This is a genomic window from Bradyrhizobium diazoefficiens (assembly GCF_016616235.1).
In the GTDB taxonomy this organism is placed as follows: domain Bacteria; phylum Pseudomonadota; class Alphaproteobacteria; order Rhizobiales; family Xanthobacteraceae; genus Bradyrhizobium; species Bradyrhizobium diazoefficiens_H.
Genome location: NZ_CP067100.1, coordinates 6,570,835 through 6,589,094, shown reverse-complemented (window position 1 = coordinate 6,589,094; position 18,260 = coordinate 6,570,835). Strand labels below are relative to the sequence as shown.

Genomic DNA, 18,260 nt, shown 5'->3' with positions numbered 1-18,260 from the left:
CACTGGCGATGATCCTGCGATTCCACTGCGCCGTCGAGCATTTGGACGTGTGGAGTGCAAACGGAAACGGCTTCTCCTTCGTGATCGCCTATGCGAGCCGTGCAGGCCACGGCTTTCACGGGCGCCCCGGCTATGTGGCGTCATGGCGCCCGCTTCATCGAAGTCGTAGTGCAATCAAGATCGCTGGCTCGCCCTTCACGACGTTCGCCGATGCCGAGCAAGCCTGCAACTCGATGCTGAAACATCTGACAACGTGAAGCTCAGAGGCAATGCGCTCCACCGAACCGAAGCGTCATCGGCCCCCACCAGGTCGATAAGGTGTCGCACATTTGCGGCGAGGCGTTCCTCCTCTAGAGGTGCCCCTCCATGACGACCAGCGTCATGCGCCGAGCATTCCCGCGACAGCAAGGCGACGGGCAGTGAATTTATGCAACAGATCAAGGACTAGGCGTGGCATACTTGTCGACGAAGACATACGGCCATGAGGTCGGCCTATCTGCCACGTTTCGCCAGTGGCGCGCAAAGTCGCACTGTCGCCTGCTGCACGGCTACTCGCTGTCGTTTCGTTTCGAGTTCGAAGCCAACATGCTGGACGACAAGAATTGGGTTGTCGATTTTGGCGACCTCAAAGAGCTGAGGGCGATCCTCGAAGGTACGTTCGACCATAAGACGGTCGTAGCCGCGGACGACCCCGAGCTTGAATGGTTCCGCGAAGCCGTACGGCGCGGCTTGGCGGACGTCGTTGTCCTTCCGGCAGTTGGCTGCGAAAAATTTGCCGAACACGTCTTCCGCGTCGGCAGCAACTGGCTGCTGGAGAAAGGACTTGCCCCGCGTTGCCGGCTGGTGTCAGTCGAGGTGAAGGAGCACGGCGCGAACAGCGCGATCTATCGGGAGGCAAACCGTGCTGCCGATTAACGATCTATTCGAAACCATCCAGGGGGAAGCCTGCAAGGCGGGCACACCGTCCCTGTTCGTACATTTGCGGGCATGTCCGGTCAGATGTCCGTGGTGCGACACCCAGCACATTGGTTCGCCGATCCAGAGCGGCGGCCATCGATAGCCGACATGATGATCAAGACCGAGGAATACCAACACCTGGGCCATGATGTCGCCGGAGGACGTGCTTGCTTGCGGTGCAGGCGTTCAGTGCCCCGCATGTCGTGATTACGGGTGGCGAGCCGCGCGCTGTACGACCCGGTGCCACCGACGCTGCTCGTCGGCTCCGGCTTCTCGGTGCAGTTGTAGACATCGGGCACCCAAGCCATTCAGGCGAATCCCTCCACATGGGTCACGGTCAGCCCGAAGTGCGGCATGCCGGGTTGGCGATCGGTTCTGGGTGAGGCTTTGCGGCGCGCCAACGAGATCAAACACCCAGTGGGCAAACCTGCTGAGCCTCCCTATCGATCCCGTGCCCAAGCAAAGCGAAGGAGCTGTGCATAAGCAAGCGCACGCAACTGGCGCGTCAGCATACAGATGCAAAAGTTTATCATCGTGCGATGACGCTCGCTTAAAGAACTGTAGAACGTCCATGTTTGCTACCACGGAGATGGTTGCGCATTCGGGCTACTTCACCAAGACGCGGGCAAACCGAGCAGAAGCCGGGCGACGCAAGCCGCTTATTGACTTCTCACAGGGGTCTTGAAAAACCCCTCTTTTGCCAGGCGAAGATGTCTGTCCAGTGTCGTGTGCAGTGACGCACGAAGCTCAAGCGGGATCGAGTCGTCCGTGTCGATCAGTTCCCGAATCTTCAGAAACATGCGGTCGATTGAGTTGAGTTTGGTCGTCATTCGCCCCGGTATCATCGGTTTTTCCTTAGCGACAGCCGCAGACGTCAAGCGAATAGCCAGATGTTCTGGCGGCTCAATGATCTCGGCGGTGGCAGGCCAAACCAGCTTTCGCCGCACCCGCAAGCCTACAATCTTACGCAGCGTAAGGTTCAAGCCCTTTCGATGGCCAAGTGGAGGTTATTTCGTTCTGGAAACAACCAACTGCGCCTGTCGCAATCACCTGCAGAGACAAGCGGCTCCATAGTCATGGTTGCGGTCGAGACCACGTCTGCGCGCATTTCTACACGCGCCGTCAAGTTCCCGACGGGGGCGGGCTTCAGGCTCTGCAACATGTCACCGAGGCTTGACAGGCATCAATCTGTCGCGGACCCCAGTGTGCCTGAAATCGGACTCCCACCGTTTAGAAGCGTGGACGAGACCCGAACGTTTCTGATTTCGCGGCATCGGAATCAGCTAGGGTCGGGGAATCACGTCAGGAGCGGCTGATTGTCAGGCCGGCATTCTCTAGCGCTCGGAGGATCTTGCTCGCAAGGGCCCGCGGGTCAGCCTGGCCCTCGCCGATCAAGTCAGCCGCAAGCACGCGGGCAATGACATCGTGCGCGTCTTCACCCTTGAGCGCCTCGGGCTCGGCATATTCGCCACAGATCTTGCAGGCGATCACCGGCCGACCGCTCCAGGGATCGTGCGTTGCAACTTCGTACCATTTGTCGGCCTCGCATTTCGGACAGCGCATAGGTGAACTCTCCTGGTACGGTTCAGCGTGATCGATCCGCTTGAACTGCCTTTCGCCCGAAACCACTCATCTCTCGTACAATTTGCGAGGCGCTTACTCGCCGCGCTGTGCGACAGTACGCCAATATCGCGGATTGCTTGGTGACTGAACGCGAACCCAGCGATAGGGGGCGCGTGACCACGGTCGGATCTGTGGCGTCAAATTGTCCAGCACAAGATCGCCGCGCTTAGTCCGTACCACCAGAACCAGATGATGTTGGCCCGAGGCGGTCACGACCTCGCCGAGCAGTAGGGCTCGCGGCGGCCACCCACGCTGTAGAAGTTTGTGGCGCTTGCTGACGGCGTAGTCGTTGCAGTCGCCGCGCTCCGGATCAATGAGCCAGGCTTCCACCGACGGACCGGGCTCAATCGCTTCCGGGATAATGGTGCTGTTGACCGTCTGGTTGGCTTCTTTCAGATCTGACCATCGTGTCTCGGTCAGGTGGACCGGACCGCCGCGAAACAGGGGGCGGACGCGGCATTCATCCTGATAGCGGACGCAGAACATGGTGTATGCCATTGGAGCGAGCGTCAGACGGTCAAGCTCGAGGTGCGGAGACGCCGACGCCGCGATCGTCGGCATAGCCGACAATTTCCCATCGGCTGATCGAGCGGTCGTCATCATTTGAGACACAACTGTAGTGGCTGCGACTGCAGCCAGGATCAATGTCCTGGGCATGCTGTAGCTGACGCGAGCCAGATCACACCCGAGGTCTCCGGCACGAAACGACAGATCGAACGCGGCGGACGTAAGAGCCCAAGTGACCGACGGAACGCCGCCCAAAGGTTCTGTCGATCGCAGCACGTCTGCGACGCCGCGTTCCGCAAGCGATGCGCAGGTCCATTCCGTGGCGGCAGCCCGTGCGTCGTGACCCCAAAACTGCAAGACATGTGCAACCTCTGTGACTGCGCGGGAAGAGATCGAGGACGGGGAAAGGCTCGCCCTCTGGTCCGAAAACCGTACAATCTGACGCCACGTACGATTCAAGCCCCCATGAATGTCGTGCGAGTGTGTTCAGGCTCACGCCGTTCGGCGGACAATTCGCTGCGCGAAAGTCGGCACGGCACCCAACTGCCGACGACTCTTCACTTGTCAGCGCGGAGAGTCCGCCAGGCAACCGGGACCTGCGCTACTTTTGCCTCTCAGGCATTTCCACCAACGCCCTCGTGACATCAATAATGTCCGCCTCGCCGAAGATGGCGCCGCTCCCGATATTGAAGAATTGTGACCTGCGCCCCAGAAGTTCCTGCATATCATCACCGAGTCGGACGCCGCTTTATCTGGTCTAGCCGTTGCATATCCATCTCCATGAAACGCAACGGCCCATCGTTCGGTCCAAGGGCGGCAGCGAGCTCAAGCAACGCTTGCCAAGGCGGAGTCGTTCGAATGCGAAAAGTCAAAAGCCAAGCTGCTTAAAATCGCCGAGGAGTATCAGAGGCTGGAATGGTGGGCCGCCGAGCGGAAAAGACTAACAGACGTCGATGAGGAGCAATGAGCAGCTTCAATCTGGCGGGCTTCCGCGAAGACTCTCTCTCGGCGGTCGAGGGCAACATGCGGATGGTGGGCGAGGGATGTCAGTGAGCGAGCGCATGATCGAGGTCGCTTCAAATGCTGCCTCCTGCCAATGCCGAGTTCCTATCTCACCGGCTCAATTGAAGTCTTTGCGGATCTGGCGATAGGACGATCACGCGTGCTGTCGCCCAGGAGCGCCATCGAATTCGGACGCTCGGGTCGGATCGCGTATCGTGAAGTGAGCACGCGCGTCGTCCTGGCAATCGATACACGCGACTGATTATCAGCCTTCAGAGTGGCACGTGTTTTGCTGAAGGCTGCCGAGGGCTAGGCTCTCCAGTGCCTATGCCTCGGCGGCCCGACGCGCCTTCAGACCCGGCAAGGCGCGTCGGGCTTTTCGTGCTGCGCGGCCGAGCGGTGCACAATGAGCCGTATCGACCAGCCTATGACATTCTTGGCCCGTGTTGAATAACGACCCGTCATGTTGGGCTTCGTAGGATTCGGGACATTGTCGGGCTCGCAAGAAATTGTGTATGGTCCTCACGCAGGAGTACCCGCCACGGCTGGCGGCACCACATTCGATGATCCTCGGAAAAATCTTTCGACCAATCGCGGCGGCACATCGCTTGCAACAATCATCGTGGGCATGGACATGGGCTCCCTCAGCGCCGCGTCGATGCCCCAACCTCGCTAGGTTGGGCCCGACGCACCTCCTCCTGCCCCGAGGGCGTCGGGCTTTTTCATGTTGAGGCAGTGCGATCGTTTTCATCCTTCCATCGACCGCCGACAGCACTCTTGGGACCATCGCGCGGCTCGAGCCGAGCAACGCCGCAGCTCCCGATCGTCCTTCCAAGAGCGCGGCTGAGTGCCTCAAGACGGGGGTTGTGATCACGGATCGAGGACGAGCGCCAACGACCCGACGCGGGTGAGGCGCCCATCGACGATCGGGGTGCCCAAAGGAGATTCGTGCGCAACTCTCGTCGGCGGATTTGCGTCATCCTCCGGGTACTTGGCCTAATCAAAAAGGCGGCACAGACTCAGTGCCGCGGCAAGACTCGCAGCGATGAACGCTCCCGGACTGTCGACGCAGTAGGCGATAAGCATTGCCCACAAGCTGACCGAAAATGCGATGCCCCAAATCATTTGGATCTGGCCTTGGCGCGGGCGAACTCGGCGACCCACGTCGTCGGCGCATTGAGCGCAGCACGCGCCCGTGGCCGGTTGAGGTCGCCCATTCACAGAGCTCCGACAAGCCAGCAGATGCACACCCAGAGAAGCGCGGCGAGGACGATGGCAGCAAGCGACAAAAGTCGTGGCGTGACCGACCGCACGGGAAGATCACAACGCGCTCCTCGCAACGCGTCCTGCGCGTTGATCAGGCGTCGTCTTGGTACGCGCCAGTGCATCATCAGGACTCATCTATGCCATTGAGGATCGAGGCGAGCGTCGGGATTCGCGCGAAATCGAACGGCACCATGACCAGGCGAAACGGCCAGCTGCTCGCAAATTGATGATCGGAGCGGCCAACGCGCGGCTGCCTTCATCGACAGCCGATTGAAACGTTAGGCCAAGCCGAGCGCTGGGCGGTCCCGGATCGGTTGATTACACATATCGGTTCGGTCGTAATTGCAACGACCGGCAAGTGTATCTCGGACAATGGCCAAGCCGCGATTCGCCCGCGTGTTGATCGGCGTCAGTCGAGCAAGTGTCATGGAGTGATCCCCAGTTGGTGGGTTGTGCGCAAGCGTTCGCTGCCGCACGCTGCACTCAGCAATCGGCGTGCCGCGGAAGCGGTGCCGTAGGCGTTGGTTGGGGCAAGAAATCCCGGGGCTTTTTGGCGCCGCCGCGGCAAATGGTGTCGGGCTTATGGTCCGGTTTCCGACATCTGTGTCACAAACCGGACGTGAATGCTAAGCCGTGCGCGAGCGGTCTCTTCCGATCGTTTCGTCAACGAAACCCGTTTGACAAAGCGTGCTCGAATCCCGCGCTTTGGGCCGCAACATTTGGACTAACGCGTTCGCAGCCGATGAGTCGGCGTTGCTCCACGGGTCCCGGCGGAGATATTCAAATCCGCAGCTGTCGAAGCTCTTTCGGAACGCGCCGCCGAACGCCACTTTCCCACAGACTGATCATTCGAGAGAGGGCATGCAGCGGCGAATGCGAGCACTAGTTCACTGACTAACAAGCTCAACAGATGCGGCCACATAGATGACGTATTGGGATTGTTTCAGGCTGACTTATCGCATCGGGTAGAGTCGATGACGCACGCGGACGCGTTCGTGTGCGCCGACTTCAAAGCAGGTAGCAAAGCCAAGGAGGACGCGTGAGAGCGCAGATCATAGATAGACTTGAGGCCGGCCGCGTGCAGCATGGTCAGTTCGCCAGCGCGCCAGGGTCAGGTCCTTGTGGTCTCTTTTTTGTTCAAGGACCTTGCGGCTGTACACTGCAAATCGCAGCACTGGTCCGTCCGGGATGGGAGCACGTCTCCGTCTCGACGCCGCGGCGTTGTCCGAACTGGGAAGAGATGTGCTTCGTCAAGGACCTGTTTTGGGATGAAGAGGAATGCGTGATGCAGCTGCACCCGCCATACTCGCAATACGTGAACAACAGCAGGTACTGCCTGCATCTTTGGAAGCCCATTCGCGAGAACATTCCAAGGCCGCCGGCATCCTTCATAGGCGTCGTTGGCCTCGGACCGTCCGAGGCGGCCTCGCTGTTGGCACGAATGAGAGCACGATCATGATCGGAAGTGTGCGCAATGGGCACCCGGCGCCATCCACTCGGATGTGGAGCGCGTTGCTCCAGGTCTCGGGAAGTGTTTCAAGGTGGAGTGAGATCGCCGGCCATACCGATCACCGACTCATCGCCTCGCCCCGAGACGAGCGCTCCGCGCGAGGCTCAAGTCGATGTCGCGGAACAGGCTGTAGTTCCGCCAAATCCATTGGTGCAGCTCCGTGGTCGAATCCTTCTCGTGGCGCAAATACCCCGTAAAGGAAAACGTCAGGCGATCGATATAGGTTCTTAAAAATTGGGGCAGTGCGAAGATGCGCAGCACAGGACCGCGGTCCATTGCTTCGGGCAGTTCGCTGCGTAGCACGTGCTGGTTATGGACGGTGATCAGCGCAGGTGCGCGGATCTGGTGCCGTAACACCTCATAGCAGCGTGATGAGAGGCGATCGGCGCTCCCGACAAATAAGATGATCGGTGCGACCTGGTTGCGTACCGCCTCCCTCACGAACTCAATCTCGATGCACATCTTGAAGAACTCGTCGAATGCGTGGAAACCGAGATCAATAACCTTCGCGACCCCGTCGTCCAGGATGAGCCGGTCCATCAACTGCATCTTGCCCCAGGTGTCGGTCACATATGCCGTCTCGGTAATGTTGGGCAGGTAATCGACCAACGACGGCTCCCTCAAATTGATGTCGAAGGAGAGCACCGATCCGTTCTTGAGCAGCAAGAACTCGCTCAAGAGCCGCGCGATCAGCGTCTTGCCGACCTGCAGGCTGGGAGAGCAGATGATGTAGACCGGTGTAGGTGGCATCTCCAACGGCATCACACGCGTTCGTATATTCCCCAAGGTGCATACCAAAGGGACTACGTTTCACTGCTGCGGGGTGCTGATGTGGCGCCGGTCAGATCGATCAAATTGATGCGGTTGTACTCGGACCAGACATTGGCCAGCCAGTGCCGGACATAGCCGCGCAGCACAAAGGAGTGGTTCGCGATCTCATCGAGCGGTCCCTTGTTTGCTGCGAAGTTCACAAACGGAACGGAAGCGACCTCGACCTGCTCATAGGCCATTTCGTTGAGTTTCGGGATCGTCAGTTCGGTGGCGCCCTTGATGCGGTGAAAATACGAGTCGTAAGTCGACTGATCCCATTGAAAGAACTGAGTATCGTTGATGAAATTCTTGACCAGGAAATATCTTGCGCCGTTCATGAAGTTGGCAGTTTCGGCAATCTCGTCCAGAGAAGCGATCGACGGGCCAAGGATATGGAAGACGGCAAAGGTGATCTGGCCGGACTTCACTGCGTCCAAGAATCCGATGTCGCGCAATGAGCTCAGCGCGACCGATAGCAAGCCTGCGCGGACGTCGATCACGGTCACCGACAGCCCTGCGTTCAAGGTGTCGAAGATCCTCATCTGGTCTGCGGTTGTCGTCATATCGACGATCTCAGTGATGTTGGAATGGAAGCGCTTCAGCGTGCCTCGCGGCGACTCCGTGTCAAAGGCGCGGGTCTGCACCTTGTTCACGCTGAAATAGTCCAGAAGCGTCCGACATACGGTCGTCTTGCCGACCCCACCTTTGTCCGCGCCCACCACAATTACAACCGGCTTCGCCATGGAATTCCTTTTTAGACATCCGATACGCCAACCGCGAGGCGCGATCGACAGCCGCTGCTTTGGATGTGAACATGGCAGAAAGAAGAGGTTGTGGAAGTTTTGCAAAGTTTTGCGAGCGATGTCTGACGTGGCGGCGCTCTACGTCAGGTTCGCAGCAATCTAACAGCTTGAAGAAATCCCGACCGCGGCCATCGCCGTCGATCTGACGTTGCGTCAGGTTTTAACTCTGGCGCCAAGCACATGCGGCGTCCATCGCTTGTTAGCAGCGGTGCGGATGCAAGATATCGGGCCCAAGCGAGAACGCATCTCGCGAATGCCAGGCGAGCTGGATCAGCGGCAGGACCAGCTCAGCTGTAAGGGAGCATTGTGCGCTGTGCCGCGGTCGAGTCAGGCATCTTCGACTGAAGTGTAGACTTGTTGGAAGCTTCGACAGCTTTGCAATTGAGCTGCATCGCGCAGCGAAGTGTGCAGCATGAGCTGTCGACGCAAGTCATCGCGGGTTGTGCCATCATCGCACGTCGTGCTAGGGCCGTCGCGAGGCGAGCCCCGCCGCGGACGGACCGCTAGTGTGTCGGTCATAACTTGGCCGTCAATTAGCGAGATGACGTTTGCGGGCGGGGCCAACAGCTGAAAGAAGGAAGAGGGGTGATTCAGGCTGAAATGGATGTGGTCGAGCACATGCTCGCCTCGCTAACCAGATGCGCGCTGCAGAGCCGAGTTGCCCCTAGTAACGAGCAGGTCGCGCGTCACTTCGAACTCGCCTGCGAGAGAGTTGGACTCCTCATTACGCCGGCGTCTGCCATTCGTATTTTCAAGCGCCTCGCGCACGAGGTTCAGAAGGCAGAGTCGATTCTGGAGTTCGTCGGTCCTCCTACCGGGGAGTTGCACTGAATGGACCGAAAGAGTTGATGTTGAGTTTGCGAGCGGATTCATTGTCCGTGCACGCAAAAGCCCTCGGCGCACGTCGGATGTAAACGGCGCCGAGGGTGTTGTTCGCGGGTCGCGCATTCGGGTTGTGGCGCATTCCCGTTTGGCGCGAACGCTCCAGAACGACGGGATGCTGCACGCCTCAATCCCGTCGTCACTCGCTCAGTCTCTGGTGCAACGCGACCGAGGCTCTTGGCAACAACCAAGTGCCACATTCGGTCAATCATGTGACAACGATCGCGCCTTGAAAGGCTCAGTCGAGGAGCAGTGCTGCCGCCCCGGGCAATTAGAATGACGTGTTGGCATCTGGTTTGTTCCGGCCGTCGATAGTGAGAGCCTGGCGGCTACTGCCCGCAACTGTGCAGATCGGGGACGGCGTCGAGCGATGAGCACCGGTCCATCGGACAGATCTTGAAGGGGGCGGCCATTCAGCCGCATGCGTCGTCCAGTATCCGGTCAAGGCGATCTGTCCGATGATCCGCAAGTGGACCAGCCAGCGGCCGAGTATGCTCTGACATCGAGGGGGAGCGAATCGCTGGTCGCAACCCGGAGCATTGGTGCCGCACCGGCACGCTCGATCCTTGTTTGCTAGGACTGGATGACGTCGGTCTGACGGTCGGCCGCGTTCAGCAGTTCTCGACCATACGCTTCGCCGTGCATGGGATTACAGGGGCGCCTCTTGCGCGCCTGCCTGGTGCGGCAGACGGGGTGCGCCTGTCGTCCCCAGCGGCAAGTGTGCAGACCTGCATCGCCAAAAATCGCGCTTGTAGTAAAGCGCAGTGTCGCATTCGGACGAATGTCGGAATTGCTTCGGTCCTCTGGCCCGGCGAACGACCGGCGAATGGCTCAACAGACTGCTTTAGAAGTGAATTCATGACTGCCGGGAACTGGTACGACAATTGCTGTCTTCAGGCCAGCTCGGAAGTGCCGGAGTCCCGCATGCACCGTTTCGTCTCGATGAAGCAAAGTGGCGACTGCGCGCGGGCCCGCGTCCCAGCTCCAGGTCAGGCGCGCCTGCGTAATTCCGACCATTCTGGATGGTGCGAGTTGATCGCAATGGCGTCAGCGGCGGAGGTGAGGGAACATGTGCCGCGAGGAGCTGAAAGTCTTGGCCATTGGCGCGTGAGACAGCGTGCGAGCCTTGCGCGCTCTCGTCCTCGGCAACGGCGATCTCGTGCGGCCCATCAAGCGCGTCGTCACCAGCATCGAACAAAGGGAGCGCAAGCGCTTCGCTCCACCGTGGATCCGGGCTGCGGAGACTTTAATACGCACGTCGAGGCCCCGCCACCGCTATGGCGCCTAAAATGGCACAACCGCACACTGTTAAACGTCAGTCGTGCTCAAGTCAGCGAGATGCTCGAAGATAGCGCGATACCGGCCGCTCTCCCTCTTCGTGAAAGCCGGCGCTGCGCGCTACGACGAGCCGAATCGCAACCAGGAGCCGAGCTAGGGCCGAATAGGACGCCGGACCGTTCTCCTCGTCAGCGCGCCCCCAGCAGCCGCATCACAGAGCTGTCGACACGACAGTTGCGATGTGTCCGCGCGCCTAGGCGATCGATAGGCGTCCGCGGCCTTCTCGAACCGCCGCTGCTTCGAGGCGCCTATTCCTTCCGAGCGCGTTTCGGGAGAGCTTAACCAACTCGGGAACTGCGTGCCGCAACGCTCGAGCGCTCGCATTGCAAAGAGGCGAAGCCCAACGGTGAAGGCGATCGAACGACACTCCGCCCTCAACAAGCTCCGCCCAACGACGCAGTACGACATTTGGGGCGCGCGGCCTCGAGAGGCGCTACATGGATCTTTTCAATTTCATCGAATGCGCCAAGGCAACGCACTCCATCAAGGTCCTGTTCGACCTTCTCGTAAGCTGCGCGAGCGAAAAAGGCTTCAGTGAAGTCGCTTATGGTGCCCTCACTTTCGCGGAGGCATGTGGTCTACCCGAATATCTGCCCTCGGGGGTGACGGTGACCTTCCCGCCCGATTGGTGCGGCCGGTACGTTGAGCGCAAGTACCGTGTCATCGATCCGGTGGTACGACGGGCACCAACGCTTTCGCGGCCGTTCCTGTGGGATCAACTTGCGAAGAAATGTCAATTGCAACCCAGCGAGCAGCGCGTACTCGCAGAAGCCAAAGAGGCAGGTCTGAAGCACGGTATGAGCGTGCCGTTGTACGGACCATTGGGCCAAGTCGCTCTGGCATCCTTTGCATCCCCGTTCGACGATGCTGATCCGCAGTGCCAGATGAGTCATCTCAACGTATTAGCCTGGCACTTCCACATTGCCCTTGCCGAGATCTCGCGCCCCTCCGCGAGGGGCTCAACTTGCGAAGTTGCACTGTCAGAGCGGGAAAAAGATTGCTTGCGATGGGTGGGAGAGGGCAAGTCCTCCTGGGAAATAGGCAAGATACTCGAGGTGAGCGAGAATACGGTCAACTTCCATCTCAAGAACGCGATACGAAAGCTCGGTACTTCAAACCGGACCCACGGAATTGCAAAGGCCATTCGCCAGAACCTCATTTGAATGCCCGGACCGAATCGTTCGGTGAGAGGCGTCCGTCCTGGAACTGCAAACCACAAACGTGGACATCGCCTCGAGCCGCACGGAGCCGTGGCAGCCGGTTCTCGTGGACGACCGCTTTCGCCGATTCGATAGCGCCAGCAAGGACTGACCAGGCGCCGAGCGTTCCAGTAAGCACGGGCTTAGGTTCGCACGGACCGGCGGAACGGTCCTGATCGTACCTATGCAGACCATGCTGGGCGGCGTCGCAAACTGCTGTCACTTCTGGGGGGACGGCAAGGTCATTCCCGCATTGGTCCAGTTACCGAATATCGGTCCTGACAGATCCTTCGGCAGACCGATCAGCAGGCCAATAGGACCCGCGTCACCGTGGCGATAAGCCATGACCACAGACCGGTCCTCGCTAGAGGTAAACTGGTATCTCCCCGTAAAATGTCGAGTTCGCAATACTGCGATGTTCGTGCTCCGACACAATGGGCAGCTGATTGGCGGAGGACCAGCGGCATCGCGGTCAGAAATAAGTGCAGTCGAGTCGATGAACTCAGATCGCTTGGAGTAGTTGTCGAGTTCCCCTCGCTCGGGAGCGCTGATCGTACCGGCGTCCGCCTTCGAGTTGAGGTCATGCATCCGATCGATCTCCGCATCCCGCTTCTGACGCACCTGCATCGCCGCACAATACGCAGCTTGTGCTTGCCGTTTCTGCTCGGTGAGTTGGGCCAGGCGGAAGTTATCGCCGTTATCCGCGGCTCTCTGAATCTCATCTGCCAGAAAGCCTTGATTGGCATGATAGCGTCGATCCGCATCCTGGCGTCGCATCATCTCGTCCAGCAGGTCGGGGGCGAGATCGTTCATCTGCTTGACCTTGCTCTCGCTGACATACGTCTCGTTGCCTTGTGCATCGACATAGATAAGACTGGAATAGACCGGTGCCGCCTCAATCGTCCACACGGGAGGAAACGGTCCGTCAACGAACCCGAACACAGTGTCATTTAGCGTCCCGCCGCCCACGTAATAGTGAGCCGGGGTCTCGCGATACTCGAGCTCGTGATGTGGTCCCAAGTCGTTCGAGCCACGATGATCGATGACGTCTTCAATGAACAGCACGCCAGGCGTACCCGGATGCGCGTCAATGTATCTCTTGGCTTGTTCATAACGAAGACTGCGACGCTCCGCTGTTTGTGGCGCGGGTCCATATACGTCCGCAAGAAACATAATGGTCGCGTCAATGGACCCCAACTCGGTAGTATCAGCCGGAACTGGGCTTGGAGCCTCTGGCGTTCCAAATGGCTCTTGGGCCGATTGATCATCAGCCTCACCTGCCGCGGCAGGTTGCTCCACCGCGGCAAGCAGGTGGGAATCTTGAGCATTGGCTTGAGCTTGAGCAAGAACGAGCATGCTACAAGCTACAAGTATCTTCCGCATTGGAGAGCCTCTGTTTTGGTGTGGTGCAGCCCAGGTCAACAAGCGCGGCAAACCGCACCAGTTGACCAGCTGGATCGACTATCGAGAGTTCTGAAGAAGTCCGGTTACGGGGGACGAAAATCACGAGCAGTGCGCTCGTGCCCCTTGACAGATGCATCACTGCATCGAGCGGCTGAACGAGCCGATCCAGCCGTGATGAGGGGGATCAATTCACTCGGCCTGTTCGACGATGTTGTCTTGCCAACGGTAGACAACGAAGCCGGGAGCCGAATTGTCTCCCTTGGCGTCGAATCGGACGACCCCGATCACCGTGTCAATTGGCTGCGAACGCAGCGTAGCTGCCACTTTCACAGAATCGAAAGTGCCCGCGCGTTTTGCGGCTTTCGCCCATGCCTGCACAGCAGCATAGGCGTAAAGCGAGTAACCTTCGGCAGATCGGTTGGAGGCCTTGAGCCGTGCCACGACGCTCGCCGCGTCAGCATTCTTGGTGGGATCCGTCATAAAGGTGAACAGTGTACCGTTTCCGGCTTTGCCCGCGATCATCGAAAAATCGTGGGTCATCAGAGGATCATTGGCCATCACGGTCATACCTGCACCTGCGTCTGAGGCCTGACGCACGATCAGCCCGATCTCATTGTAATAGCCACCGATGTAAGCAAGCTTGATTCCGTCCGCCTTCATCCTCGAAACCAGGGCCGTGTAGTCCTTCTCCCCGGCCACATAACTTTGTCGCTTCACATCCGACATCCCGAGCTCCCGAAGATGATTCGAGACGACATCGGCAATGCCTTTGCCAGCGGTGCTCTTGTCGTCGAGTACGGCAATCTTGGTGGTGGGGAAGTGCCGGCGGATATATTCGGCCGCCACGACGCCTTGCTGGTCGTCGCGACCGCAGATACGAAATACGGATTTTATGCCACGCTCTGTGAGCGCGGGATTGGTAGATCCCGGCGATATCTGAACAAGTTGCGCCTCGTCGTAAACATTGGACGCCGGTATCGACGAGGAAGAACAAAAGTGGCCAACGACCAACTTGACCTGATCTGATGCAAGCCGATTGGCGACGACGACCGCCTGCTTGGGATCGCATGCGTCGTCGGCGACGCTCAACACGACCTTCGTTCCTGGAAGGAGGCCTGACGCATTCAAATCATCGACCGCGGCAGCAGCTCCGTCTCGCATCTGCGCTCCCAGCGCAGCATTGCTTCCAGTCATCGGCCCTGCGACAGCAATATTGATGTCGGCCGCAGATGCAGCGGACATCAAAGCAAGGAGTTGAATCGCTGCGACAGAAATGGCGCGATGGATTGACATGATGAGCTCCCCATATGGGCTTGAGTTTGTTTACCTGGACTTATTTACTTTTGCTGAGGCGCGCACAACGACAGCCGTGGACGGAAGCTCTTGCTGGGAGCCGGTCTCCGCCAGGTGCTCGCGCGCGTGCCGCGGTGAGTGAAAGATTGGCGAACGATGCCCCAAGGATCCTTTCTTTCGACCGGCGCTCGGGCAGGGTCATAGGAAAGCCGGCTCGGACCACACTCGCGGTCGGCGCAAAGCAATCCGCGCTGATCAGACTCTGGTAGCCCCATAACGATCCTTCATTGCCTTGCGAACGTCGAGAATGCGCACCGTGGAAAAACAGGCGTGCGGGGCCAAGGGCAACCCATGCTCTTGAGAGCGTCCCCGCGCCAGCAGAGTCAATCTTACAATCTGACGTTACGTCCGATTCAAGCCCATTCGAGACACGCATCTCGAATGATCGTGAGTGGTTCTCGTGAAGGGAGCGACAGCGGAAGGATGATAGAAAGGCATAAAAGAGCCCTGAGCCGGAAACGCAGCATTCAAGGCCTGCGGTCGCCAATCCTTCAAATGAAGGACGCGACTGGATCGGCGGCCGCGCTACTGCCTGTCCTGCAGTGCGGCCATTGCGAGATCAAGGTACTGCATCAAGCTGTGGTTCCAGCCGGCCAGGTTGCGTGGCGTGCTCAGTCGCGCAAGGACTTTCAGCATGGTTGAGGCAGCCGGGTCAGGCCCCGCAATCTCTGTGATGAGCGCGCGCGCCTTGAGTGCCACGGCAGCGGCCCGCTCGCTACAAGGGTGCTCGCCGCGATCGACACAGTCGCGTAATTCATCGCGGATCTTTCGCCAGCGCTCTTCTCGCTCAACGCCGACCGCGCACGTGCATGGCGGAGGCTGGGGGCGTGCGTCAGCGCGCGAGGCCGCATTCAGAGCAGCAGGAAGCTCATGCACGCTGACTTGCGTCTCAGAGCCCGTCGTCATGTTGCGCAAACGATCCCGCAACTGAGTTGTGCGCGCGACCTGAAGTTCAATTTGCTCCAGATGCTTGCGCAAGAGGTCAGTAAGTGAAGTCTTACCCCCCATTGCGGTGCGAATATCGTTCAGTGAAAAGCCGAGCTCGCGCAGCGCACGAATCTGCGACACCCGCTGAATGCTTTCACGTTCGTACATTCGATGACCGCCGTCCGTACGTTCGGACGCACTGAGCAGACCCGTGTGCTCGTAGTGATGCAGCGTGCGTACCGTGACCCCGGTCGCCTCCGCAAGTTCTCCAATGCGCCATCGACGCCGTCGTGGTGTAGCTTTGATCATGATGTTCAATTGGAAGCCTACAACCTGACGTCACGTGAGAATCAAGCTACTTGAATCAGCTGGTTGAACAGTCGTCTCTTCTGGCGCAAGCAAGCGGACTCTCCTCCGGTCGCCGCTCAACCGAGTGGGCGGATGGAAGGGCGTCGAGCAAGAGCATAAGGGACGCCAAGCCGGACTGGCTTGCTGCTGTACGCTCCAGAACAAGTTTGGCGATTGTGATCCGGTTGTCAGGCGTTCGCATGCATTCCGGCAGCGACGCGATGACTTTATCAAATATCGCGCCGAGGACCGTGAGATCTTCCGGATCGTAGACACCACTAGACTCCACCAACATTCGGCTCCGTGTTTGTGATCGTGTTAGGTGGCCGAGGCGCTTGACTGCGCCGTTGGGCGAAAAGACGACGGATCGGCAACGTTCATCGAGGAAGCAGCGATAAGCGCTCAAGTGACGCGGTTGTGCAACAGCGACCGACGTTGCCTTGCCTGAAAGCCAGGCAGCCGATGCCAAGCGAATCTCGACAATCGAATGCTCTGCGAAATCACAGCGGACTGGTGCGCGAAACTGACGGCGAACTGTTCGAGTCAGAGCATCGCGGCGCCTGAACGATCACCGCGAGGGATGGGCGGAGATACGGCAGGAATAGAGATGGCGCGGCGATCGCAACTGAGAACGGCCGAGGAGAGCGGCTTACTTGCGGTGCGTCATTGAGAGGCCACCGTTCTTTTGCGCTGGCGGCCAAGGACTGTCGAACTATCATTCCCGTGTTCGTGCGGATACGCGAGCCAGACGACCGGCTGAGATCTGCGCGGTGGTGAGTTCAGGGCGGACACCTGCTCGCGCAGGCGCGAGGCGGTTTCTGCATGGTCTGGAACGGGATCAACTTGCACGTCCGTGCATCCCTTGGCGTGTTCGACATGTGCAGCAGCCGCACATTGCGCCTTGCCAATCGCGCCAACTGATTCGCGATTTCGTCTTCGATCGACATCGATCAGGACGGCCAGAGACCAAAGACATGTTGGCTCCATTACTAGGACGATCGCAAGCGACACATCGCATGTCGATGAAAACGACGGGAGTGCGCGGCTACCACCAAAGTGATGCGTCGTCAAATTTTCGCGGCGACAGAGTGAGGTTGACGCAACACACTTGGCGACATCAGCGGCCCGAGTGTGCTGCATCTGCTCAGCCCTTCGCTATTGGCTCGGCGTCATGCGCCGGCTCTGATGGCGGGGTCAGAACAGTTGAACGCGAAGATGCAACAAAAGAACATTTTGCTTCTTCTGCCGCCATTCACTAGTAGGTTGCTTTCAGTTCACATCTGAATTGTGCAACAGTGGTCTATTCACTTGAAGGACGAAAAGGCCTTGCGAGTTGATGCGGCGGCGCGCGCCAAAGGCATGCGCGAGGCCTGCTCCAACAATAGGGTCCGCATCCAGATGCTTGCCGGATCGGTGTTGCGAAGGGCCGGCCATTGGACCGCCTCGGTGAAAGACGGGACTGGCAGTGGAAGATCGACGATCCGCAGGGGAGTCGTCTTTCCGAAATGCCTGGCCAGCAACGAGGGCATCGTGCCTATCCGACCAGTGCCCAAGAGCATGGGCGGAATCATGCTGAAGCTCTGCACGACAACCTCGAGGCGTCGCTTGAAACCGTGCTCAATCAAGAACCATTCCTCGATCGGAGGCCTCCGCGTGCGCCCGAATTTGGCTGCTACGTGTCCCATCGACATGTATTTCTCGAACGTCAGCTTGCGTGAGAGCTGCTTGTTGGTCCGGCACCCCACGCATACGAGTTTCTCCTCGAACAGCGCCGCTCTTGGATGGGAGCGCGACATGTACATTTCCGGCAAGACAAGGAAGTCGATCTCACCGCGCTGGAGAAGCTCATCGGGGTCGTCGGCGAGGGGCAGAAAGTCCAACGCGACGCCCGGAGCCTCTCGTGCGAGCCTCTCCACGATCGCCTGAAAAAACACGATCATGACGAAGTCTGAAACGCCGATCCTGAACCGGCGATCCGATAAAGCTGGGTTGAACGCATCCCGCGAAATAATGGAGAGCTGGATGTGCAGCAGGGCTTCGCGAATTGGGCCAGCGAGTGCTTCCGCGCGTGGGGTCGGCACGAGTTCTCGGCCCCTCATCGCAAATAGTTCGTCGCGAAAGTAGAATCGCAAACGGCCAACCGCCGCGCTCATGGCCGGCTGGCTCAGATTGATTCTGCGCAGCCGCGGTGAGGTTGCGCTCCGTCATCAGAGCGTCGAGCGCCACGAGAAGGTTCAGATCGAGCCCTTTGAAACGCATGGCGGGAAGTATCCAATCCGTGGATGTCTACCATAGAAACAATCGATTTTACCGATTGATGCAGTGCGAGAT

General features: G+C 59.0%; 12 protein-coding genes and 1 pseudogene. 4 read left to right on the top strand and 9 right to left on the bottom strand.

Going from position 1 to position 18,260, the window contains the following annotated elements:
- Positions 1-8: 8 nt before the first annotated feature.
- Together JJB99_RS31265 and JJB99_RS31260 are read left to right on the top strand one after the other, a co-directional pair.
- Entirely contained in the window at positions 9-257 is a 249-nt protein-coding gene (locus JJB99_RS31265) for a hypothetical protein (protein WP_200496026.1), read from the top strand.
- Between the two features lie 193 nt (positions 258-450).
- A complete protein-coding gene (locus JJB99_RS31260; protein WP_200496025.1) occupies positions 451-915 on the top strand; it encodes a 6-pyruvoyl trahydropterin synthase family protein in 465 nt (154 codons plus the stop codon).
- A 701-nt stretch (positions 916-1,616) separates the two neighbouring features.
- On the opposite strand, the gene JJB99_RS36480 is transcribed toward JJB99_RS31260, so the two are convergent.
- From JJB99_RS36480 to JJB99_RS31245, 3 genes are all read right to left on the bottom strand, one after another.
- Positions 1,617-1,940, bottom strand: coding sequence for a hypothetical protein (locus tag JJB99_RS36480; protein ID WP_246775050.1), 324 nt, complete (start codon positions 1,938-1,940; stop codon positions 1,617-1,619).
- A gap of 319 nt (positions 1,941-2,259) precedes the next feature.
- Entirely contained in the window at positions 2,260-2,520 is a 261-nt protein-coding gene (locus tag JJB99_RS31250; RefSeq protein ID WP_200496024.1) for a hypothetical protein, read from the bottom strand.
- 93 nt (positions 2,521-2,613) lie between these two features.
- The gene (locus tag JJB99_RS31245; protein ID WP_246775049.1) at positions 2,614-3,141 is read right to left on the bottom strand and encodes a transglutaminase-like cysteine peptidase; all 528 of its coding nucleotides are present in this window, start codon (positions 3,139-3,141) and stop codon (positions 2,614-2,616) included.
- A gap of 3,454 nt (positions 3,142-6,595) precedes the next feature.
- Here JJB99_RS31245 and JJB99_RS37005 point away from each other — a divergent pair.
- Positions 6,596-6,814: a DUF7694 domain-containing protein gene (locus JJB99_RS37005; protein WP_433995797.1), complete on the top strand. Its 219-nt coding sequence runs from the start codon at positions 6,596-6,598 to the stop codon at positions 6,812-6,814.
- Positions 6,815-6,931: 117 nt separating this feature from the next.
- Here the strand turns inward: JJB99_RS37005 and JJB99_RS31240 are convergent, their stop codons facing one another.
- Both JJB99_RS31240 and JJB99_RS31235 read right to left on the bottom strand, forming a co-directional pair.
- Complete coding sequence (locus tag JJB99_RS31240) at positions 6,932-7,615, bottom strand: hypothetical protein (RefSeq protein WP_200300099.1); 684 nt, start codon at positions 7,613-7,615, stop codon at positions 6,932-6,934.
- A 53-nt stretch (positions 7,616-7,668) separates the two neighbouring features.
- Positions 7,669-8,418 carry a hypothetical protein gene (locus JJB99_RS31235; protein ID WP_200496023.1) on the bottom strand — a complete coding sequence of 250 codons (750 nt, stop codon included), beginning with the start codon at positions 8,416-8,418 and terminating at the stop codon, positions 7,669-7,671.
- Between the two features lie 2,717 nt (positions 8,419-11,135).
- On the opposite strand from JJB99_RS31235, the gene JJB99_RS31230 reads away from it, so the two are divergent.
- Positions 11,136-11,861: a helix-turn-helix transcriptional regulator gene (locus tag JJB99_RS31230; protein WP_200298475.1), complete on the top strand. Its 726-nt coding sequence runs from the start codon at positions 11,136-11,138 to the stop codon at positions 11,859-11,861.
- Between the two features lie 255 nt (positions 11,862-12,116).
- On the opposite strand, the gene JJB99_RS31225 is transcribed toward JJB99_RS31230, so the two are convergent.
- The 4 genes and pseudogenes from JJB99_RS31225 to JJB99_RS31210 form a co-directional block, all read right to left on the bottom strand.
- Positions 12,117-13,253, bottom strand: coding sequence for a hypothetical protein (locus tag JJB99_RS31225; RefSeq protein ID WP_200298476.1), 1,137 nt, complete (start codon positions 13,251-13,253; stop codon positions 12,117-12,119).
- Positions 13,254-13,490: 237 nt separating this feature from the next.
- Positions 13,491-14,594, bottom strand: coding sequence for a branched-chain amino acid ABC transporter substrate-binding protein (locus JJB99_RS31220; protein ID WP_200298477.1), 1,104 nt, complete (start codon positions 14,592-14,594; stop codon positions 13,491-13,493).
- A gap of 585 nt (positions 14,595-15,179) precedes the next feature.
- The gene (locus tag JJB99_RS31215; RefSeq protein WP_200300100.1) at positions 15,180-15,890 is read right to left on the bottom strand and encodes a MerR family transcriptional regulator; all 711 of its coding nucleotides are present in this window, start codon (positions 15,888-15,890) and stop codon (positions 15,180-15,182) included.
- 1,343 nt (positions 15,891-17,233) lie between these two features.
- Positions 17,234-18,188, bottom strand: a pseudogene (locus JJB99_RS31210) (LysR family transcriptional regulator).
- Positions 18,189-18,260: the final 72 nt, after the last annotated feature.